The following is a 21308-nucleotide window of genomic DNA, read 5'->3' as shown; positions in this document are numbered from 1 at the left end:
GAATCCACGTTGTCTAGCACTACTGTTTCCTCTTCCGTCCCGCTGCTGTCCGTGCGCGGCGTTTCGGTCGACTTCAATACGGAAAGTGGCGTGTTCCGCGCCGTCGACAACCTGGATTTCGAGGTTCGGCCCGGCAGGACGCTGGCCATCGTCGGCGAGTCCGGCTCGGGCAAGTCGGTCACGTCCATGGCCATCATGCGCCTGACCGACTACACCAGCGGCCGCATCGCGACCGGACAGATCCTGTTTCGCGACAGCGCCGACCGCGAGGTCGACCTGACCGCCGCCACCGACGAGCAGATGCGCGCGATCCGCGGCAACGACATCGCGATGATCTTCCAGGAGCCGATGACGTCGCTGAATCCGGTGTTCACGATCGGCGACCAGATTGTCGAAGCCATCATGCTGCACCAGCAGCTATCGCGATCGGCGGCCCGCCAATCGGCTCGCAAGCTGCTTGAAAAAGTGCGTCTGCCGGACGCGGCGCAACTGCTGGACCGCTATCCGCACCAACTGTCGGGCGGCATGCGCCAGCGCGTGATGATCGCGATGGCGCTGTCGTGCCAGCCGCGCCTGCTGATCGCGGACGAGCCCACCACTGCGCTGGACGTCACCATCCAGGCGCAGATCCTGAACACCATCCGCGAATTGCAGCGCGACCTGGGCACGGCCGTCATCTTCATCACGCATGACATGGGCGTGGTGGCGGAGATGGCCGACGACGTGGTGGTGATGCTGCGCGGCAAGAAGGTCGAACAAGGCAGCGTCGACGAGATCTTCAACGCGCCCAAGCATCCTTACACGCGCGCGTTGCTGGCCGCGGTGCCGCGCCTGGGCAGCCTGACGGGCCGCGACCTGCCGCTGCGCACGCCGCAGACGGTGCTGGAAGGCGACACGCTGCGCGAGGTGGGTGAAACCCGCGAGCAGGACACGGCGAGCTATGACGAGCCCGTGCTGCGCGTGGACAAGCTGACCACGCGCTTTGACGTCGGCCACAACCTGTTCGGCCGCGCGACGCATCGCGTCCACGCGGTGGAGGAAGTGAGCTTCGACGTCTATCCCGGCGAAACGCTGGCGCTGGTTGGTGAATCGGGCAGCGGCAAGTCCACCATCGGCAAGACCTTGCAGCAGCTCGTGGCGCCGACCTCCGGCGCGGTCCGCTACAACGGCCAGGACGTTTTTTCGATGGACAACGCCGGCCGTCAGCGCCTGCGCCAGGAAATCCAATACATTTTCCAGGACCCTTACGCGTCGCTGGATCCGCGCAAGACGGTGGCGTTCAGCGTTGCGGAACCGATCCGCACGCACGGCCTGCTGTCGGGCGAGGACGCGATTGCCCGCCGCGTGGGCGAACTGCTGGAACAGGTGGGCCTGAAGCCCGAGCATGCCAAGCGCTATCCGCACGAATTCTCGGGCGGCCAGCGCCAGCGCGTATGCATTGCGCGCGCGCTGGCCAGCAACCCGAAGCTGATCATCGCGGACGAATCCGTGTCGGCACTGGACGTGTCCATCCAGGCGCAGATCCTGAACCTGCTGATGGACCTGCAGAAGGACCGCGGCCTGTCCTATCTGTTCATCACCCACGACATGGCGGTGGTGGAAAAGGTGAGCCATCGCGTCGCGGTGCTGTACCTGGGCCAGATCGTCGAGCTGGGCACGCGCCGGCAGATCTTCGAATCGCCGCAGCACGCGTATACCCGCAAGCTGCTGGCCGCCGTGCCCGTGGCCGAACCCGGCCGCCATATCGACACGTCCCTGATCGAAGGCGAAATCCCCAGTCCGGTGCGCCGGGTGGGCGATGAACCCGCGATCATTCCCCTGACCGAATTCGCGCCCGGCCATCTGGTGGCCCGGGCAGCCTGAACCCTTTCATCCGTCGGCACCCCCGATTTCCGTCCCTGGAGGCGAACATGCAATTCCTACGCACCACCTTCACCGCCACCGCCCTGACCTTGGCGCTGGGCGGCGCGCTGCCCGCCGTTGTCTCGTCCGCGCACGCGGCGGGCACGCTCAGCGTCGCCATCAACCAGGATCCGGGAAGCTGGGATCCCATCGACACCTTCGTGACCTTCTGGGGTTCGGTGGGCGGCAACCTGTACGACGGCCTGACCATGCGCGGCGCCGACCTGAAGCTGCAGCCGGGCCTGGCCACCAGCTGGGAGTACCTGGACGACAACAAGCGCCTGCGCTTCAAGCTGCGCGAAGGCGTCAAGTTCCATAACGGCGAGCCCTTCAACGCCGAAGCCGTGAAGTTCACGTTTGATCGCCTGTTGGGCGCGGAAGGCGCCAAGGGTCCGCAAAAGTCGAACTACGACTCGATCGGCGAGATCAAGGTGGTGGACGAGTACACGGTGGACTTCATCCTGAAGCAGCCCGATCCCGTTCTGCTGACCAAGCTGGCCGGCTATGGCGCGATGATCGTGCCGCCCAAGTACATCAAGGAAAAGGGCGAGGACAACTTCAATACGAACCCGGTCGGCACCGGCCCGTTCAAGTTTGAAAGCTACCAGCCCAAGGTCAACGTGACGCTCGCGCGCAACGACGAGTACTGGGGCGGCAAGCCCAAGCTGGACAAGGTGGTGTACCGGTTCATCGGCGAGCCCGGCACGCAGGTCGCCGAGCTGCAGGCCGGCCGCATCGACATCGCCACGCTGATCCCGCTGGGCCTGATCGAGACCGTGAAGAAGTCGGGCAATGCCGACGTCATCTCCACCGGCGGCCCGGTGGCCTTCGCGTTGCGCTACAACACCAAGAACGGCATCACGCAAAGCCGCGACGTACGCCGCGCGCTGATCATGGCCGTCGACCGCGACGCCATCGTCAAGCAGTTGCTGCTCGGCCAGGCCAAGACCATCGCCAGCTTCCAGGGCCCGCAATCGTTCGGTTTCAACCCGGAACAGAAGCCCCTGCCCTTCAACCCCGCCGAAGCCAAGAAGCTGCTGGCCGCCGCCGGCGTGAAGCCGGGCGCCACGGTGCAGATCGACGTGCGCGGCAGCGATTCGAACTTCCGCGAAGTGGCCCAGGCGGTGTCCGGCTATCTGCAAGGCGTGGGCGTGCGCGCCACCATCAAGCCCTACGAAACCGGCGTGCTGCTCAACGACATCATCCCCGGCGGCAAGACGGGCGAGATGTGGCAGAACCAATGGGGCGGCTGGACGTACGACTACGACAACACGGCCTACCTGATGTATCACACGGGCCAGAAGTGGAATCCGTACGACAACGACGCCAAGCTCAATGGCATGCTGGAAGCGCAGCGCACGGTCTATGACGTGAAGAAGCGCGAAGCCATGCTGCAGGAGATCGCCGCATATGTCGCCGACCAGGCGCTGGAACTGCCGCTGTACAGCCTGAACACGATCGTGGGCGTGAACAAGCGCGTGAAGAACCTGGAGGTTCCGGGCGACATCCGCTTCCGCTTCCTTGCAACCGAAGTGCAGTAACCCCCCGAAGCGTTACGCGCCTCCCCCAGGGAGCAGCCGCGGACCCGGCCGAGCCGGATCCGCGGCGTTCCGCCAGAACGATGCATGTTTGTGATGCCTGTTGAAGCTTTAACCCCACCTACTCATCCCGGCGAAAACCGGGGCGGCGCCTTATGACCGGATTTCTCATCAAACGCGTGTTGCAGGCCGTCTTCGTGATTGTCGCCGTGACACTGCTTGTCTCTTATGCCGTGCGCCTGACCGGCGACCCCGCGCTGATGCTCAGCCAGGGTTCGGGCAGCGTCACCGAACAAGACCTGGCCAACATCCGCCAGGCGCTCGGGCTGAACCGCCCGTTCCACGAACAATACCTGTCGTACATGCAGGGCCTGCTGCACGGCGATTTCGGCCGCAGCTTCATGGGCGGCACGTCGGTGGCCAAGCTGATCGGCGACGCCCTGCCCGCCACGCTGATGCTGGCCTTCACGTCGCTGATCGCCTCTATCCTGATCTCCCTGCCGCTGGGCATCCAGGCCGCCATCAAGCGCGGCAAGGCCACCGACCAGGCCATCCGCATTTTGTCGCTGGTAGGCCTGTCGTTTCCGAACTTCTGGCTGGCGCTGATGCTGGTGCTGCTGCTGTCGATCACCTTCCCGCTGCTGCCGCCGTCGGGCTGGAGCGGGCCGGCCAGCCTGGTGCTGCCGTCGCTCACGATGGCCGTCATCCTCAGCGCCACCAATATCCGGCTGGTGCGCACCACGATGCTGGAGACGCTGTCGGCGCAGTACATCATGGTGGCGCGCAGCAAGGGCCTGAAGGAACGCGTCGTGCTGTACAAGCATGCGCTGCGCAATTGCGCGATTCCGCTCATCACCTACCTGGGCCTGCAGTTCGGCGGCCTGATCGGCGGCATCGTGGTGATCGAGATGGTGTTCAACTGGCCCGGCCTGGGTACCTTGGCGTTCGACGCCATCTCGGGCCGCGACTACCCGGTGCTGCAAGGCACGGTCACCGTGCTGGCCACCGTCATCGTCCTGGTCAACCTGATCGTCGACATCGCCTACGGCATCGTCGATCCCCGTATCCGCACGCGCTGAGCCTTATGCAGACAACCACACCTACCGCCACCGCCCCCAAGGCGTTCAAGCCGCGCAGCCGCTACCGCTCGCTGGAATTCATACTGGGCGCGCTGTTGACCGGCGTCATGGTCACGCTGGTGCTGACCTCTGGCTGGCTCTTTCCGGACGGCGGCGAATCCATGGATCTGGCTGGCCGCCTGATGGCGCCCTTCTCGTCGGCCGCCCATCCCTTCGGCACCGACCCCCTCGGCCGCGATGTGCTGGCCCGCGTCATCGTCGGCGGCAAGATCTCGCTGATGGTGGGCTTTGCGTCCGTCATCGGCGGCGCGCTGCTGGGCATCGTCATGGGCCTCATCGCCGGTTACTACCGCGGCTTCTGGGACATGATCGTCATGCGCTTCGCCGACGTGCAGCTTGCGCTGCCGTTCATCCTGGTGGCCATCACGTTCATCGCGATCCTGGGCGGCGGGCTGTTCAACGTCATTTTCTTCATGATCGTGTCGCAGTGGGTGCAATACGCACGGCTGGTGCGGGCGCAGGTGCTGGCGCTGCGCGAGCGTGAATTCGTGCTGGCCGCCCGCGCCTTCGGCGTGCGCGACCTGGCCATGATCCGACATCACATCGTGCCGAACCTGCTGGGTCCGCTGGTCATCCTGATGACCCTGAACGTGGCCAACAACATCCTGCTGGAGAGCAGCCTGACCTTCCTGGGCCTGGGCGTGGATCCCATGATCCCGAGCTGGGGCGGTATGCTTGCCGACGGCCGCACCTATATGCAGACCGCCTGGTGGGTCAGCGTCTTTCCCGGGCTGGCCATCATGCTGACGGTGCTGGGCCTGAACCTGCTGGGCGACTGGCTGCGCGACCGCCTGGACCCGACCGGCAAGGTCTGAAAATCGATCCGGCCCCGCGGGCCCGGAAGGAATACTGAGTATGTCGTTGCTGGAAAAATCGTTTGACCGCACGCTGGATGCCTGGACGCACGCCTACCTGGCGCCGGCCTGGCGCGGCGCGGTCGTGGAAGGCTGGCTGTTCGAAGGCGTGGAGGCCCGCCGCGCGGCGCAGGCGCGTCTGGAGCAGGCCGGCGTCAAGGCGCGCTTTCGCAGCGCCTATAAGCCGCTCTTGCATTACTTCCTGGAAGAAGCCGATCTCGAAGGGCTGGTGTCGGTCGCCGTGCGCTATCCGCTGCACGAGCACGCCCAGGCCAAGCGCTTCACGCTGGAAGCGTATCCGCTCGTGGCGCTGCTGGACGGCGTGCGTGTGACCATGCAGCCCGGCGCCGCCGATCTGCACTACGACGTCAGCCTGGCCTATGCCGACGGCCGCAAGACCGATACCCGCGTGTACGCGCCGAACCAGGTCGGGCACGCACCCGACGGCACGCCCGAACTGTCGCCCACGGGCTGGCTGCGCGTGCTGGACGCCGATGGCGCGGTGCAGACCGACGCCGCGCAGGCTACCGAATACCAGCTTCTGTTCCGCAGCATCATGGACACCGTGCGCAACCATGCCTGGGGCGCGCACGAACCGTATTTCGACCGCCTGGAAATCCGCGTTGACCTGCCGGGCATGGACTTCGCCCTGCCGGTGGACGAAGAAATCGTCAGCACCTTCGAGGCGCTGCACGAAGACATCTACTTCTCGCTGCTGGAACACTTCCAGCAGCATTCCGGCCGTCCGTCCGGCGACCGCGGGCTGCAGCCCGGCCAGATCATCCCCGACATCCGCCGCCACGACGGCGCGGCTCGCGTGCAGATCTCGCTGGAGCCCTTCGCCGCGCTGGCGCCTGTCGCACCGGCGCAGCTCGACACCCCGCTGGCGCAGACACGCGAACCGCTGTCGGCCGGACAGATCGCCGGATGCATGGCGGCCTTCGGCGGGGACGCCTTCCAGGCCGTGTCCCGGCAGGGCCGTCCGGTGCTGGGCACCTATGTGCGCGGCCCCGGCCCCGCGGTCTTCATCTCCGGGGCGCAGCACGCCAACGAAACCTCGGGCGTCGTGGGCGCGCTGCGCGCGGCCCAGGCGCTGAACGCGCGCGGCGATGCGCATTTCGCGCTGATCGCCGCCGAGAATCCCGACGGATACGCGCTCTTTAACCGCCTGCGCGCCCACCATCCGCGCCACATGCTGCACGCATCGCGCTACAGCGCGCTGGGCGACGACATCGCCTACCGCGAGCATGCGCCGTTCTTCGAGCGCGAGGGCAGGCACCAGGCGCACGCCATCAGCGGCGCGCAACTGCACATCAACCTGCACGGCTATCCCGCGCACGAATGGACGCGCCCCTTGTCGGGCTACCTGCCGCGTCATTTCGAGCTCTGGACGATTCCCAAAGGCTTCTTCCTGGTGCTGCGCCATCATCCCGGCTGGCGCGAACGCGCCCGCCGCCTGATCGAAGGCGTCACTGCCCGGCTGGCCCGCAATGTGCCCGGGCTGGTGGAGTTCAACGCCCGTCAACTGGAACTATTCCATGCACACGCGCTCGAATCGGGCTTTGACGTGCTGAACGGCATTCCGGTGCAGGTCACGGAGACCGACCGGGAGGAGCTGCCGCTGGCGCTGATCTCGGAGTTTCCGGATGAAACCGTCTACGGCGACCGATTCGTTTTCGCGCATACTGTGCAGATGGAAACGGTGCTGGCGGCGACGGACCTCTACCGTTCAGGACTCTAGCGGCCAAGGACCGCAGTCGGCATCCGACCTACAGAATCAATAAAAATGAACATCCGAGAACGCAACCACGGCGACGATCTGGCCCTGGTGGACATCTGGCTCCGTTCGGTGCGCGCCACCCATACTTTCCTTTCCGAAAAGGAAATCCAGGCCATGTACCCGCAGGTGCTGAACACCTACCTGCCCTCGGTGCGGGTCTGGGTCTGCGAGGACGATGCCGGCGAAGTGGCCGGCTTCATGGGCCTGAACGGCAACAAGGTCGAAATGCTGTTCGTGGATGCCAACAAGCGCGGCAAGGGTGCCGGCCGGCGCCTGTTGAACTTCGCGCGTTCGCTGCACGGCACGCTGCTGGTCGACGTGAACGAGCAGAACCCGCAGGCCCATGGGTTCTACAAGCACTACGGCTTCGAGGACGTGGGCCGTTCCGCCTACGATGATTCGGGCCGGCCGTTTCCCATCATCCACATGAAGCTGGCCGGCTGAGCGCCGCGCGCGCTCAGCCGAACCCGCGGCTCAGCCCTCCGGCGGCTCGTGCCGGGCGCGCCAGGCCTTCAGAGCGTCGCGATAGCGGTCCATGGCCTCGTCATAGAGGTCATAGACACAGGGGATGCAACCGCTGTTGCAGCATTCCTCGGGCGCGGGGCGCTCGGGGGGAACGGGCTGCGGATCGTCGTCGGGTAGCTTCTGGGTGCTCATGCCGCAATGTTAGCGCGGCGCGATCGCGCCTTGCGGGCGAGGCTTTCGCATCCCGCCCTGTCCGCCAGCGGCGGTCACACCCCTTCCAGCTTGCGCCAATCCGTGCGCCGTATCTCGTAGCACACCTTCGGTTCGGGCTTATCGCCGGTCATGCCGACATAGCGCAGCCCGGTTTTTTCCATGACGCGCCGGGACGCCGTGTTGGATCGCAGTGCCACCGCGCCCAGCACATCCACGGGCAGCAGCCTGAATCCCAGCGCGATCAGCACGCGGGCGATCTCGGGCGCGTAGCCCTTGCCCCAGCAATCGGGGTGCAGGGCATAGGCGAGTTCGATGCCGGCGCGCCCCGGCGATGTGGACACCTTCAGGCCGGCGCGCCCGGCAAGCCTGCCCGTGTCGCGGTCGTCCAGCACATACATGCCGTAGCCGTGCTCGGTCCAGTGCGTGATGTTCTGCGCGACGTATCGCCGGCTGGCCGCCGCGTCGCGCGTTCCGCCCATGGATTCCATGAGATCGGTGTTCGCGTGCATTTCTGTGATGAAAGGCAGATGCGCCTGCGACATGCGGCGGGCATGCAGGCGCTGAGTGAGAAAGTCGTCGGGAAACTCGGCTGTCGGCATGACGGTCGGGAGTGGTGGCGGGATACGCCGATCATACCGGCAGGCACGCGCCGGCACACTCCCGCCTAACCCTCAGATACGCCGCAATCCCAGGAAGCTCCAGTGCACGTCGGCACGGTCCAGCATGTCTTCGCGCGTGGACAGATGATGGCTGGACAAGCCATGTCCGGCGGCCAACGCGATGGTCTCTTCGGCCGAGACGTCGAACATCCGCCGCCCGTCCGGCACCGGGCCGTGGCGCAGCGACATCAGGATCTGTCCCTGCGGCGCCAGCAGCGCCGCAAGGCTGGCCATGCCCGCCGCGCGTTCCGCGGCGTCCAGATGCATCCAGACCGCGGTGAGCATGATCACGTCGAACACGCGGCCCTGCCCGCGCAGGCCCGACAGGCCGGGCAAGGCGTCGCCCACCCATTCCAGATTGGGCAGGGCGTGGCGGCGCTGCCCCTCCCGGCGCAGCTCGGGCGTGGGCTCGGCGGCCACGACCGAATGGCCCAGGCGGGCCAGCGCCGCGGCATCGCGGCCCGACCCCGCGCCGATGTCGGCAATGCGGACCGGCGCGGCCGGGATCAGATGCGCGACATCGCGGTGCACGTACGAAAACGCGATGCTCTCGTATTGGTCAGCGAGCGCCGAGGCATTCTCGCCATACCCCGCCGTGCCCGCGATCGGCGGCCCGCTCATCGCGAGGGATACGCCCGCATGGCGTCGGGCTGGTCGGCCTTCAGCGCATCCAGGATGCGCTTGCCGACGCGTCCGTCCTGCGGCAGGTTGCGCCGTTCCTGTTCGGCGCGCACGGCGTCGCGGGTCTTGGCGCCCGGGATGCCGTCCGCTACGCCGATGTCGTAGCCGCGGCCGTAGAGCTGTTCCTGCAGTTCCTTGATCTGTGCCCGCGACAGCCCGGGGTCATCGGTAGGCCAGGCGGCGGCGATGGCCGGACCGCCTTGCAGGCGGTTCAGCAGCAGCGCCACGGCCAGTCCATAGCGGCGCGATTGGTTGTAGTGCAGGATCGCGTCGAAATTCACCGTGGCCAGGAACACAGGGCCGCGCGCGCCGGTTGGCGCGAACAGGTAGGCCTGCTCTTCATTGCCCGAGGGCAGTTTCAGCACCGAACCGTCGCCCTGCTTCAGACCGGCCTGCGCCCATTGGGCAATCGTGCGGCGGTCCTGCGAGCCCACGTATTCCGCGTCGGGTTCCGGAGGGATGGCGGCGGCCAGTTCGGCCGGCACGCGCACTTCCACCACCGCCGGCAGGCCGTGCGTCCACTTGGCGCGGCGCTTGCGCAGGTGATTGGCCGTGGAGGCCAGCGCGTCGGGCAGCGAGTTGTAGAGATCGATGCGGCCGTCGCCGTCGCCGTCGGCGGCCAGTTCGTAGAACGATGTCGGGATGAACTGCGTCATGCCGAAGGCGCCGCTCCAGGAGCCGACGAATTTGTCGGCCGGCACGGTGCCGTCGCGCAGCAGGCGCACCGAGGCGTAGGCGTTCTTTTCCCAGAGCTGCTTGTTCTCGGTGCAGGCGCGGGTCAGCCACGCATCGAGCACGTTGGTCTTGCCGACCTGGCGGCCGTAGTTGGTTTCGATACCGAAGATGGCGACCAGCGTGGCGGGGTCGACCTGGTACTGCTGGCTGATGCTGGCCAGTTGCGAGCCGTACTTGCTCATCACGGCGCGGCCGTCCTGCACGCGCTCGTCGTCGACCGTCTTGGCGATATAGTCCCACCAGCTTTCGCGGCCTTCGGGCTGGCCCTTGGCGGACGCCACCGTGGTGGGCAGCAGCGTGGCGTTGGCGGTGTACTTGTCCCAGTCCGCGACGGTCAGGCCATTGGCGGCCGCGCCCTTGCGCAGCTTGGCGATGCAGGCCTTGGTGTCCAGCTCGGTCGGGATGATGACCGTGGGTGCTGCTGCAGGCGCGGCGGCAGGCGCGGCGGCAGGCGTTGCGGCAGGCGTTGCGGCAGCAGGTGCGGCGGGCGTGGCAGCCGGGGCCGGCGCTGCAGCCGGGGCCGGAGCGGCGGCAGGCGCCGCGGCTGACGGCGCCTCGTGGGCGCGTGCGGCCGGGGCGTCGTCGAAACTGCGCTTGGGTGTAAGCGGAGTCTGGGGTTGCACAGGCGCGGGCGACTGGACCCGCGATCCGGTCGCAGACCCCGGGGACTGCGCCTGTGCGGCGCTGGCCGCAGCGGCCAAGGCAGCGGCCGCGAGCACGCGGGAGAAGCTGTCGATTCGAGGACGAATGGAACTCTGACGCATGGCTTTCCTGAAAATTCGAAGTCAGCCGGGATCGTACCGCGACCAGCCGGCGAAATCGAACCGCCGGCGGGCGGGCCTGCGTCGGTTCACGTTGAGAGGTGCCCTGCTCCGCCCCTAGACAGCCGCCCGGGCGGCGTACCCGGCGGGTGGCGCGCGAAGCACGCGCCGGCACAGCGCCATCGCAATCAGGCTGAATAGCGCAAAGCCGGCCATCTGGCCCAGCATCACGCCCTCGGGCCCGCCGTAGTGCGCGCCCACCCAGACAAACGGCAAGGTGCCCAGCGTGGCGCGCAGCCAGCCGATGGCGGTGGAATAGGTGGCATATCCCAGGTTGTTGAAGACGGCGATGGACACGAAGAACAGGCTGTTGAGCGCCCAGGCGAAGCCGCCGTAGCGGCAAAAGAATATGATCAGGTCGCGGCCGGGGCCGGTCACCTGGAACACATCGGGCATCCATGGCGCCAGCACCGCCAGCACGATCGCCGCCGCGAAGCCGTATAGCAGCGCCCAACGCACGGTCAGGCCCACGGTCTGCTGCACGCGCTCCCATTGGCCCGCGCCCAGGTTCTGTCCAAGGATCGGCCCGATGGCCCCCGGCAGCACGAAGAAGAGCGAATAGGCAAGCTGCAGCAGCCTGTCCACGACGGTGGCGCCCGCCAGCACGCTAGGCCCGAAGCTTGAATAGGTGGACACGGTGAAGATGACCGAAGCGGGCGTGGCCAGGGTGGTCAGCGCGGCGGGCAAGGCGATGCTTCCGATCGCCGTCAGGTGCTCGCGCAGCGCTTTCCTGGCGGGCCAGGCCACCAGCCGGTGCTTGCGGAACACCAGCCAGCCGCCCAGCGCCAGCGTGGCCACGCGCCCCACCCCGCCTGCCCACGCGATGCCTTCCATGCCGCCGTCCAGCACAAAGATGACGATAGGATCCAGCACGGCCACCGTCGCCGTGCCGGCCAGCAGCACCCACATGGATTGACGTCCATGGCCCGCCGCGCGCAGCAGGTTGGACAGCATCATGCCCAGGCCCATCACCACGGCGAACGGCGTGGTGATGAGCACATAGGAAAGCAGATGCCCGCGCACGTCCTCGGCAAGTCCGATCGCGGCGGTGAATGGGCCGATGGCCGCCAGGAACAACGCGCCAGCGGCCAGCGCGGTGGCGGCCATCAGAATCAGCGAGGCGCCGGCCAACGTCCGGGCGCGCGCCGCGTCTTCAGCCCCCAGCGCCCGCGACACCAGCGCCGCGCCGCCGACCGTCACCCCGATGCATACCGAGATGATCGTGAATTGCGTCATGGACCCGAAGCCCACCGCGCCAAGCACCGCCTCGTCCTTGAGCGTGCCCAGGTACAGCAGCGACAGGAACTCCACGGCGAACACCGCCAGCATGCTTGCCCAGCCGGTCAGGATCATCTCGATGACGTGGCCGCCGAGAGGGCCGCTCACGAAGCGGGCGTGTTGCGCGGGGGTGTTCAAGGCAGGCCTTCTACCGCGCGGCGGGCGGCGCTTCGCGCAGTTGCTGCAGGCGTTCCTGCGCGGCTTCGTCGCCCTGGGCCGCGGCCTTCTCGTACCAGCGCAGCGCTTCCTTCATGTCGAAGTGCTCCATGACGATGCCCTGCATATATTGAGCGCCCGGATCGCCGCGCTGGGCGGCGGCCAGCAGCGCCCGGTCGGCCATGCCATCGTGCCGGGGCGACTCGCCATAGATATGGAAGTCGCCGCCCTCGGGATGGCCGCCCAGGTCGCGCAGCGAACGCGGCGTCTGGTCGAAGAGCTCGCGCCAGAACAGCGCCACCAGCGCCACGAACAGCGCGAAGAAGAAGGTCCAGACAATCAGTCGTTTAGCAGTCATGAAGCAGTATCGGCAAGAGCGGGCGCGAGCCCGCGGAGGTTCAAGGAAGGTCCGCCACCGGCGCAAACCAGTACTGGGACAGACCGCTCTCATTGGTGTACCAGGGCAACAGCATGCCTATGCTGTCGGATTCTCGCTGGACGGTCACGAGCAGGCCGTCCGCCTCTTTGCGCAGGATCGCGACATGGCGCCGCACGCCCACGGACTCGTGCTGGCGCCAATCGTGCCGCACGCTGACCCACAACCGGCCCTGCGTGCATCCGGCCTCCCGCTGGATGACGTCGCCCGGCCGGTGCGAAGACGCTTGCGCTTCGGCGGCGGACGCCTTGCCGCCCTCGTGCAAGGGCAAGCGCCCCGCGGAGCGCGCCCCGTGGCCGTCCTGCGCCAGCACGTCCCATGCCGCCACGTCCTTGGACAGGGAAACGGTGGCATCAGGCGACGAGCGCCACGCCGGCAAGGGCGTGTCACCCATGCCCGGGAGGTCCAAAGGGTACACAAGAAAGTCGCGCAGGTCCGCGAGCGAGACCGACGGGTCGCCCGACTGGCGCTCGCCCTGGGCGCGGTACGTGCCGGCCAGGTCCGGGCATTGCGCCGGGTCCGAGGGCAAGGCAAGCAGCGTTCCTTCCTTGAAGGGCGGCCATTTCACGGACACGCCGTCCACCCGCGACACGCCGCACGCGCTCAGCGCAGCCACCGCCAGCGTGGCCGCCGCCAACCGGATCGCACGCCGCGCGCCAGGCATTCTTGTAATCATGACCGTTTCTCCCGTTGCTGGCCCAGGCGTGGCTTCCGCCGGACCGCGCCGCCCCAAGCTCGCCGGCAGGCGGGGACTATATCCGAATCCCGCTGCGGCGGCCTGTCACCCGCATTCCCGGACCCGCGGAACCTCGACGCCAGCGGCCGTCCGGCAGATCTGTACTACGATGCAACGGCCGCTGCGCACCCGCGCGACAGCGGCAAATGCACCTGCTCTGTGAAATCGAAAAGAGAACGGACATGTCCCAGCCGAACGATCCCACGCAAACCTCCGCCCAGGACGGCGCCGCCGCGCCTTATGGCGGCGTGCCACCCGCAGGCGGTCCCGCCAGGCGCAGGAAGGTCACGGTCAGGACGATCGCCGACATGCGCCAGGCCGGTGAAAAAATATCCATGCTGACGGCCTACGACGCGACGTTCGCCGCCGCCGCCGACGCCGCCGGCATCGACAGCCTCCTTGTCGGGGACTCCCTTGGCATGGTGTGCCAGGGCAGGACCAGCACGGTCGGCGTGTCGCTCGAAGACATCGCCTATCACACCCAATGCGTATCCCGCGGACTGGAGAAATCGAACGGAGCGGCCCTGCTGGTGGCGGATCTTCCTTTCGGGTCCTACCACCGCTCGGCCGACCAGGCGATGGCGTCCTCGATCCGCCTCATGCAGGCCGGGGCGCACATGGTGAAGCTCGAGGGCGGGGGCTGGACCACCGAGACCGTCAGGTTCCTCGTCGAACGCGGCATTCCGGTATGCGGCCATCTGGGACTCACCCCCCAGACCGTCTCGGCGCTGGGCGGGTACCGCGTTCAAGGACGCGACGAAGACGGAGCGGCCAAGCTGCTGCGGGACGCCGGCGAGCTTGACCAGGCCGGGGCGTCGATGCTGGTGCTGGAAATGATCCCCGCCCGATTGGCCGCCGAACTCACCGGTGCGATGAATTCCTGCGCAACCATCGGCATCGGCGCCGGTTCCGGCACCGATGGCCAGGTGCTGGTCATGCACGACATGCTTGGGCTCAACATCGGGAAAATGCCCAGGTTCGTGCGCAACTTCGCGGATGGATCAAACGGGGTCCAAGCCTCGTTCGCGGCCTACGCGCGCGCGGTCAAGGACGGTTCGTTTCCCGTTGACGCGCAGCACGCCTGGTAGCGCGGGCGCGCTGGAACTTGTATCCGCATCCGCGTTGCCAAGCGCCCGGCGGCGGAGAATAATCGGCACATCGTCCTTGTCCCAGGCACCCTCCAGGCCGGCCTGGATATTCCGGATATGATCGGCGCCCCGCCACTGGCAGCCACTGAATACGCATCACCTCTAGATTGGAGCATCCATGTACGACTGGCTCAACGCATTGCCCAAGGCGGAATTGCATCTGCACCTGGAGGGCTCGCTCGAACCCGAGCTGCTGTTCCGGCTGGCGCAGCGAAACGGCGTGGCGCTGCCCTGGCCCGACATCGATGCGCTACGCGGCGCCTACAACTACGGCAACCTCCAGGAATTCCTGGACCTCTATTACATGGGCGCGGACGTGCTGCGCACCGAACAGGACTTCTACGACCTGACCTGGGCCTATCTGCTGAAGTGCCGCGAGCAGAACGTGGTTCACACCGAGCCTTTCTTCGATCCGCAGACCCACACCGACCGCGGCGTGCCGTTCGAAGTCGTGGTGAACGGCATCAGCCAGGCGCTCGAAGACGGCCGCAAGCAGTTGGGCGTAAGCAGCGGCCTGATCCTGAGCTTCCTGCGCCACCTGCCCGAAGAACAGGCCATGCGCACCCTGGACGCCGCACTGCCCTACCGCGACGCGTTCATCGCGGTGGGCCTGGACAGCAGCGAAAAGGGCTTTCCGCCGCGCCTGTTCCAGCGGGTGTTCGACCGCGCGCGCGCCGAGGGGCTGCCCGCCGTGGCCCACGCGGGCGAGGAAGGCCCGCCCGAATACATCTGGGAAGCGCTGGATCTGCTGCATGTGCTGCGCATCGACCACGGCGTGCGCGCCGCGGAAGACCCCAGGCTGATCGCCCGACTGATCGACGAACAGATTCCGCTGACGGTCTGCCCGCTGTCGAACACCCGCTTGCGCGTGTTCGACCACATGCGCGACCACAACATCCTGTCGCTGCTGGACGCCGGCGTGAAGGTCACCGTCAACTCGGACGATCCCGCGTATTTCGGCGGCTACGTCAACGAGAACTTCCACGCGCTGTATGAACACCTGGGCATGTCGCGGGCGCAGGCCCAGGCCCTGGCGGACAACAGCCTGGATGCGCGGATCGCGAAGTAGGCCTCGTTGACGCATGGCCATGCACTGGCTACAGTTGCCGACGGCCCTTTCCGCCTGATCAACTTTGGATTCCCATGAACAGCTACCGCGTCGGCATTGCCGGCTTTGGCGCCATCGGCCAGGCCGTGGCGCAATCCCTGGATGCCGGCCTGTCCGGCCTGACGCTCGCCGCGGTCGCCGTGCGCGACCCCAAGGCCCCGCCTGCCTTTGCGTGGACGAATGGCGCCCCCGCCTTCACCACCATCGACGCGCTTGCCGAGCATTGCGACGTGGTCGTCGAATGCGCGCCTGCCGCCGTGTTCCGCGCCCTGGCCGAACCCGTGCTGCGCGCCGGCAAGAAGCTGGTGGTGCTCAGCTCCGGTGCGCTGCTGCGCAATGACGACCTGATCGAAGTCGCCCGCCAGCATGGCGGGCAGATCATCGTGCCGTCCGGCGCCATCCTGGGCCTGGACGCCATCACCGCGGCCGCCGAAGGCGTCATCCATTCCGTGACGATGATCACCCGCAAGCCGGTGCGCGGCCTGCTCGGCGCGCCCTACCTGACCGACAACAACATCGACATCGCGGACATCACCGAACCCCGTTTGATCTTCCGCGGTTCGCCGCGCGAAGCGGCGGTGGGTTTTCCGGCCAATCTGAACGTGGCGGTCAGCGTGTCGCTGGCGGGCATCGGGCCGGACCGCACCACACTGGAAATCTGGGCGGATCCCTCGCTGGAGCGCAACCTCCACCGCGTCGAGGTCGTGTCCGACTCGGCCTCGTTCTCGATGGAGATCCAGAACATCCCGTCGGCCAATCCCAAGACCGGGCGCATCACCGCGCAAAGCGTGGTGGCGGCATTGCGCAAGCTGACCGGCCCCTTGCGCGTCGGCACCTGAACCCGCGCGGGACGCTAAGCGGCCTCGCGCCGCAGCGTCCCGGGATTGCGTCCCGCCGCCATCGGGCCCATCGCCCATCCGCCCCCGCCCAGCAGGTCCAGGCGGTGGGTATGGAAGGGATCGAGCGTGCTCCGGTGTCCCACGCTGACCAGCATGCTGTCCGGCAACGCGGTGCGCAGCAGGCTGTATAGCGCGTGTTCCAGGCCTTCGTCGGTGGCCGATGTGGCCTCGTCCAGGAACACGATCGCCGGCCGGTTGTAAAGCGCGCGTGCGAACGCCACACGCTGCTGCTCGCCAATCGACAAGACCCGCGACCAATCCTGCACCTCGTCCAGCCGGCCAGCCAGATGCCCCAGGTTGACCTGCCGCAGCGCGTCGGCCAGCCGCGCATCGTCTTCCGGCCGCGCCAGCGCGGGGTACGCCACCGCGCCGCGCAGGTCGCCCAGGGGCAGATAAGGCCGCTGCGACAGGAACAGCGCGGACGCGCCGTCCGGCCGCAGCACGCTGCCTTGCGCATAGGGCCACAGGCCGGCCAGCGCGCGCAGCAAGGTGGTCTTGCCGCTACCCGAAGGCCCCTTGATCAGCAGAGCCTGACCGGGACGCAGGCGCAGGTTCAGATCCCGCAGCAATGGCGTGCCGTCGGGCCGCGACACCTGCAGGCCGTCGATGTCCATGCCGTCGGGCTTGGCCTGCGTCCGCACGGACGGCAAGGCGCGCGCGGCCTCGTTGGCATCCAGGAATCCGTTCAGACGGTCCAGCGTGGCGCGGTACTGCGCGAACGCGTCGTAAGAGCTGCGAAAGAACGACAGCGAATCCTGCACCTGCCCGAACGCCTGCGAGGTCTGCATGACGTCGCCCAGCTTGATCGCGCCGCTGAAGAAACGCGGCGCCTGCAGGATGAAGGGGAACACCACCGCGATCTGGCTGATCGACAGGTTGAAGCCGTCGAACTTCAGCCCCCGGTACACGCGGGCCCACAGGTTGGCGATGTAAGCGGTGAAGCGCGTCCACAAGGTGGCGCGTTCCACGTCCTCGCCTTGATAGAAGGCGACGTTCTCGGCGTTTTCGCGCAAGCGCACCAACGCATAGCGGAAATTGGCCGTCAGGCGTTCCGACAGGAAATTCAGCTTGATCAGCGGACGTCCGATCTTGAACGCGAACCAGGTCGCGACGATCACGTACAGGTAGACCATGAACACCATGGCGCGCGGGATCTCCACGCCCGCCACCGCCAGGGGCCCCGACAGCCCCCACAGGATAGTGGTGAACGCCACCAGCGATACGATCGCGCTCAGCGCGCCGATGGCCAGCGTGCGGGAACCGGTGACGAACTGCGAAATGTCCTGTTCGATGCGCTGATCGGGGTTGTCGACGGGCTCATCCAGGAAGTGCCCCCGGTAATAGGCCCCCGCGCCCAGCCAGTCGCGCGTCAGGCGCTCGTTGAGCCACACGCGCCAGTGGATGTCGAAGGCCTGGCCCACGTAGCTGTCGGCCAGGCTGCGCACTACGTGCACGCTGGCCAGCACCGCGAAAATGCCCAGGAAACGCCAGAACGCCGACTGGTCCAGCGCCTGCAGCGCGCTATAGAAGCCGTTGTACCAGAACGAAAACAGCACCGTCATGCGCACCGCGAACATGGCCAGGAACAGCAGCAGCGCCAGTGTCAGCAGCGGCTTCCAGCTGCGCCTGGGCGTCAGGTATGGCCACGCAAGCCGCCAGAACTTGCGGCCCCACCGCGTGGTGCGCGCAAGCACCAGCGTGACCAGCGCCAGCGCCACGGCCGAGATGCCGAACGCCTGCAAAAGCCAGAAGGCGCTTTCCGCGAGTTGCTGCTGCCAATTCAGATCCATGAGCCAGGAACCTTGAATGTTAGTTCCTGGTTAGACGGCGGCGCCCCGCCTAGTTCCGGACAAAATGCCGTCTTAAGCCTGGCTTAAGCGTTGTTGCGTGAAATTGAATGCGCGATGAAAGCGGATGCCTTCAATGGCCCGCGCCCAGGTCCAGATTGGCGAACAGATCCGCCAGGGTCGGCACGGACCGGGCCGGCCAGATTGCGCTCAGGTCGAAGCTGGGCAGGCGATCGCCGTCTCGCACCTCGCAAAACCGCACGCCGCGAAAGTTCAACGACCGGATCCAGCTCGGCAGCAGCGCCACGCCGCAGCCGCCCGCGACGCAGGACAGCACCGTCAGCGTACGATTGGCCTCTTGCGCGACGTGCGCATCGTGCCCGCCCTTGCGCATGGCGTCCAGGATGCCCGCGTAGAACGCGGGCAATTGCGTCTGCGGATACATCACCAGGCCCGCCTGCGCGATCTGCGCCATGGATACCTGGCCATCGGCCGCCACCTGGAATTCATCGGGCACGGCCGCCACCAGGCGATCGCGCAGCAGTTGGCGCTCGCGCATGCGCCCGCCCACCGCCACCGGTGTATGCATCAGGCCGATGTCGATCTCGCCTGTCTGCAGGGCTTCGGCCTGCTCGGCGTTGCTCATCTCGCGCAGGATCACGCGCACGCCGGGCGCCTGCCTGCGCATCTCGCGCAACGCGCGCGGCAGGGTGTCGAACAGTGCCGAGGACACCAGCCCCACCGTCAACTGGCCCGCGCTGCCACGCCCGATCTCGCGCGCGCGCCGCGTGGCCGCATCGATGCGCGCCACGCTGGCCCGGACGTCCTCCAGGATGGCCTCGGCGGCGGGCGTGGGCGTCGAGCCCTGGCGCGAACGCTCGAACAGCCGCGCGCCCAGGTCCCTTTCCATGCGGGTCAGCGCCTGGCTCAACGCAGGCTGCGCGATGCCCAGCCATTCCGACGCGCGGCTGACGCTGCCGTGGTCCACCACCGCCAGAAAATACCTCAGGTGCCGGGTTTCCATATCAATCCAATATATAAAAAGCACTTTTTCACAATGGAAAACTATACCCTGACTCCCTAGAATCCCGCCGTATAGAAGAGCCTGCAGGGCCAATGCCCCGCATGCAGAATCAGGAGACCGATTTGCCCCCGCCCGTCACTGGCGCCGCCGTCGACACCCATGCGCACGTATTCCGGCAAGGCCTGGCGCTTGCCGATACGCGCCGCCACACGCCCGACTACGACGCGACGCTGGCCGATTATCTGGCCCTGCTGGACACGCACGGGCTGAGCCACGGCGTGCTGGTCCAGCCCAGCTTCCTGGGTACGGACAACAGCCATATGGTCCAGGCCCTGCGCGCCGCCTCCAAGCGGCTGCGCGGCGTGGCCGTCGTGACGCCGGAGGTGTCCGAGGCCGAATTGCGGACACTGGCCGACGCCGGCGTGGTCGGCATCCGCCTGAACCTGATCGGGCTGGAACTGCCCGACCTGAATGCACCCGCATGGCGGACCCTGCTGGACCGCGTCAACGCGCTGCACTGGCACGTGGAAATCCACCTGCAGGCAGCCCGCCTGCAGGGCGCCTTGTCCGCCCTGCTTGCGGCCGGCTGCCGCGTCGTGGTGGACCACTTCGGCCGCCCCGACCCGGCGCTCGGCGTGTCCGACCCCGGCTTCCAGCACTTGCTGCGGCAGGCCGACAGCGGCTGCGTCTGGGTCAAGCTGTCGGCCCCTTACCGCAACTGGGCCGCCCCCGCATGCGCCGCGCCCGGCCGCCTGGCCGCGCAGCAGCTTCTGGACGCCTACACGCCCGAACGCCTCATGTGGGGCAGCGACTGGCCCCATACCGAACACCGCCACCTGGCGTCCTACCCCGCGGCGACGCAGTGGCTGGACGCCTGGATCGACGATCCCGCGCAACGGCGCATCCTGCTGGCGGACACCCCATTGAAGCTGTTCCAATTCCAAGGAGAGACACCATGACCCACCTGTTCAAACGCCTGGCGCGCCGCAGCGCCTTGCTCGCCGCCGCCGGATTGCTGACCGGCGCGGCCGGCGCGGCGCACGCCGCCTATCCCGAGCGCGCGGTCACGCTGGTGGTCACCTATCCGCCCGGCGGCACCGTGGACGTGGTTGCCCGCCTGATCGGCCCCAAGCTCGCCGCCGAACTGGGCCAGCCCGTCGTCATTGAAAACCGCGGCGGCGCGGGCGGCATGATCGGCGGCGCCGTCGTCGCCAAGGCCAAGCCCGACGGCTACACGCTGATGCTGGACGCCTCCAACCACGCCCAGAATCCCGCCTTGCACGACAAGATGCAGTTCGACACGCTGACGGCCTTCGCGCCCGTGTCGCTGCTGCTGCGCGTGCCCAACGTGCTGGTCGTCACGCCCTCGTACGAAGTCAAGACGGTGGCGGACCTGATCAAGCTGGGCCAGCCCGGCGAAAAGGACCACGTCTACTTCGCCTCGGCCGGCCCCGGCTCCGCTCAGCATCTGGCGGGCGAACTGTTCAACCTGCTGGCCAAGACCCAGTTGCAGCACGTCGCGTACAAGGGCGGCGGTCCGGCCATGATCGATGTGATGGCGGGCCAGGTCCCGGTCATGTTCGCCAGCATGGGCTCGGCATGGCAGCACGTGAAGAACGGCAAGCTGCGCGCCGTGGCCGTCGGCGGACTGGAACGGTCCAAGACCGCACCGGACCTGCCCACCATCGCCGAATCCGGCGTGCCGGGCTATGAAACCTATGAATGGAACGCCGTGTTCGCGCCGGCCGGCACGCCGCCCGCCATCGTCGACCAGGTATCGCAGGCGCTGGCCAAGGTGCTGAAGGATCCGGCCATCGCCGAGCAACTGGCCGGCATCGGCGCGGAACCCATTGGTTCCACCCCCGCCGACCTGGATACCTTCCGCCGCGCCGAGATCGCCAAGTGGCAGCGCGTCGTGAAGGAAGCGGGTCTGAAACTGGATTGAGTAC

At 67.3% G+C, this 21308-nt stretch carries 20 protein-coding genes; 11 read left to right on the top strand and 9 right to left on the bottom strand.

Going from position 1 to position 21308, the window contains the following annotated elements; all coding sequences use genetic code 11:
- Positions 1 to 9 precede the first annotated feature (9 nt).
- From ASE30_RS01480 to ASE30_RS01455, 6 genes are all read left to right on the top strand, one after another.
- Positions 10 to 1863, top strand: a complete 1854-nt coding sequence (locus ASE30_RS01480; RefSeq protein ID WP_057282489.1) for a dipeptide ABC transporter ATP-binding protein — start codon at positions 10 to 12, stop codon at positions 1861 to 1863.
- A gap of 47 nt (positions 1864 to 1910) precedes the next feature.
- Positions 1911 to 3443, top strand: a complete 1533-nt coding sequence (locus tag ASE30_RS01475; protein WP_057282488.1) for an ABC transporter substrate-binding protein — start codon at positions 1911 to 1913, stop codon at positions 3441 to 3443.
- Positions 3444 to 3595: 152 nt separating this feature from the next.
- Complete coding sequence (locus ASE30_RS01470) at positions 3596 to 4519, top strand: ABC transporter permease (protein WP_057282487.1); 924 nt, start codon at positions 3596 to 3598, stop codon at positions 4517 to 4519.
- 5 nt (positions 4520 to 4524) lie between these two features.
- Positions 4525 to 5394: an ABC transporter permease gene (locus ASE30_RS01465; RefSeq protein WP_057282486.1), complete on the top strand. Its 870-nt coding sequence runs from the start codon at positions 4525 to 4527 to the stop codon at positions 5392 to 5394.
- 40 nt (positions 5395 to 5434) lie between these two features.
- Entirely contained in the window at positions 5435 to 7174 is a 1740-nt protein-coding gene (locus ASE30_RS01460) for a peptidase M14 (RefSeq protein ID WP_057282485.1), read from the top strand.
- Between the two features lie 45 nt (positions 7175 to 7219).
- Positions 7220 to 7657, top strand: a complete 438-nt coding sequence (locus tag ASE30_RS01455; RefSeq protein ID WP_057282484.1) for an acetyltransferase — start codon at positions 7220 to 7222, stop codon at positions 7655 to 7657.
- Between the two features lie 30 nt (positions 7658 to 7687).
- On the opposite strand, the gene ASE30_RS01450 is transcribed toward ASE30_RS01455, so the two are convergent.
- From ASE30_RS01450 to ASE30_RS01420, 7 genes are all read right to left on the bottom strand, one after another.
- Entirely contained in the window at positions 7688 to 7870 is a 183-nt protein-coding gene (locus tag ASE30_RS01450) for an oxidoreductase-like domain-containing protein (protein WP_057282483.1), read from the bottom strand.
- Positions 7871 to 7944: 74 nt separating this feature from the next.
- Entirely contained in the window at positions 7945 to 8490 is a 546-nt protein-coding gene (locus tag ASE30_RS01445) for a GNAT family N-acetyltransferase (RefSeq protein ID WP_057282482.1), read from the bottom strand.
- A 72-nt stretch (positions 8491 to 8562) separates the two neighbouring features.
- Positions 8563 to 9171 carry a bifunctional 2-polyprenyl-6-hydroxyphenol methylase/3-demethylubiquinol 3-O-methyltransferase UbiG gene (locus tag ASE30_RS01440; protein WP_057282481.1) on the bottom strand — a complete coding sequence of 203 codons (609 nt, stop codon included), beginning with the start codon at positions 9169 to 9171 and terminating at the stop codon, positions 8563 to 8565.
- Positions 9168 to 10730: a lytic murein transglycosylase gene (locus tag ASE30_RS01435; protein ID WP_057282480.1), complete on the bottom strand. Its 1563-nt coding sequence runs from the start codon at positions 10728 to 10730 to the stop codon at positions 9168 to 9170. The genes ASE30_RS01440 and ASE30_RS01435 overlap by 4 nt, the downstream gene beginning before the upstream one ends.
- Before the next feature lie 114 nt (positions 10731 to 10844).
- A complete protein-coding gene (locus tag ASE30_RS01430; protein ID WP_057282479.1) occupies positions 10845 to 12203 on the bottom strand; it encodes an MATE family efflux transporter in 1359 nt (452 codons plus the stop codon).
- Positions 12204 to 12213: 10 nt separating this feature from the next.
- On the bottom strand, positions 12214 to 12579 hold the full coding sequence (locus ASE30_RS01425; protein ID WP_057282478.1) for a sel1 repeat family protein: 366 nt from the start codon (positions 12577 to 12579) through the stop codon (positions 12214 to 12216).
- A 40-nt stretch (positions 12580 to 12619) separates the two neighbouring features.
- Positions 12620 to 13333 carry a hypothetical protein gene (locus ASE30_RS01420; protein ID WP_057282477.1) on the bottom strand — a complete coding sequence of 238 codons (714 nt, stop codon included), beginning with the start codon at positions 13331 to 13333 and terminating at the stop codon, positions 12620 to 12622.
- Between the two features lie 242 nt (positions 13334 to 13575).
- Between ASE30_RS01420 and panB the strand changes: the two genes are divergently transcribed.
- From panB to ASE30_RS01405, 3 genes are all read left to right on the top strand, one after another.
- Positions 13576 to 14481 carry a 3-methyl-2-oxobutanoate hydroxymethyltransferase gene (gene panB, locus ASE30_RS01415; RefSeq protein ID WP_057283213.1) on the top strand — a complete coding sequence of 302 codons (906 nt, stop codon included), beginning with the start codon at positions 13576 to 13578 and terminating at the stop codon, positions 14479 to 14481.
- A 178-nt stretch (positions 14482 to 14659) separates the two neighbouring features.
- Positions 14660 to 15610, top strand: coding sequence for an adenosine deaminase (locus ASE30_RS01410; protein ID WP_057282476.1), 951 nt, complete (start codon positions 14660 to 14662; stop codon positions 15608 to 15610).
- 74 nt (positions 15611 to 15684) lie between these two features.
- The gene (locus tag ASE30_RS01405) at positions 15685 to 16488 is read left to right on the top strand and encodes an aspartate dehydrogenase (protein ID WP_057282475.1); all 804 of its coding nucleotides are present in this window, start codon (positions 15685 to 15687) and stop codon (positions 16486 to 16488) included.
- 14 nt (positions 16489 to 16502) lie between these two features.
- Here the strand turns inward: ASE30_RS01405 and ASE30_RS01400 are convergent, their stop codons facing one another.
- Positions 16503 to 18338: an ABC transporter ATP-binding protein/permease gene (locus ASE30_RS01400; RefSeq protein ID WP_057282474.1), complete on the bottom strand. Its 1836-nt coding sequence runs from the start codon at positions 18336 to 18338 to the stop codon at positions 16503 to 16505.
- 130 nt (positions 18339 to 18468) lie between these two features.
- Entirely contained in the window at positions 18469 to 19359 is an 891-nt protein-coding gene (locus ASE30_RS01395) for a LysR family transcriptional regulator (RefSeq protein WP_057282473.1), read from the bottom strand.
- A 101-nt stretch (positions 19360 to 19460) separates the two neighbouring features.
- Here ASE30_RS01395 and ASE30_RS01390 point away from each other — a divergent pair, with 101 nt between their 5' ends.
- Positions 19461 to 20318: an amidohydrolase gene (locus ASE30_RS01390; protein ID WP_057283212.1), complete on the top strand. Its 858-nt coding sequence runs from the start codon at positions 19461 to 19463 to the stop codon at positions 20316 to 20318.
- Positions 20315 to 21304: a tripartite tricarboxylate transporter substrate binding protein gene (locus ASE30_RS01385; protein ID WP_057282472.1), complete on the top strand. Its 990-nt coding sequence runs from the start codon at positions 20315 to 20317 to the stop codon at positions 21302 to 21304. The genes ASE30_RS01390 and ASE30_RS01385 overlap by 4 nt, the downstream gene beginning before the upstream one ends.
- Positions 21305 to 21308: the final 4 nt, after the last annotated feature.

It is taken from the genome of Achromobacter sp. Root83, assembly GCF_001428845.1.
Classification (GTDB): Bacteria; Pseudomonadota; Gammaproteobacteria; order Burkholderiales; family Burkholderiaceae_B; genus Achromobacter.
Note: the sequence above shows the minus strand (reverse complement) of the source record. Positions and strands in the feature narration are given on the sequence as shown.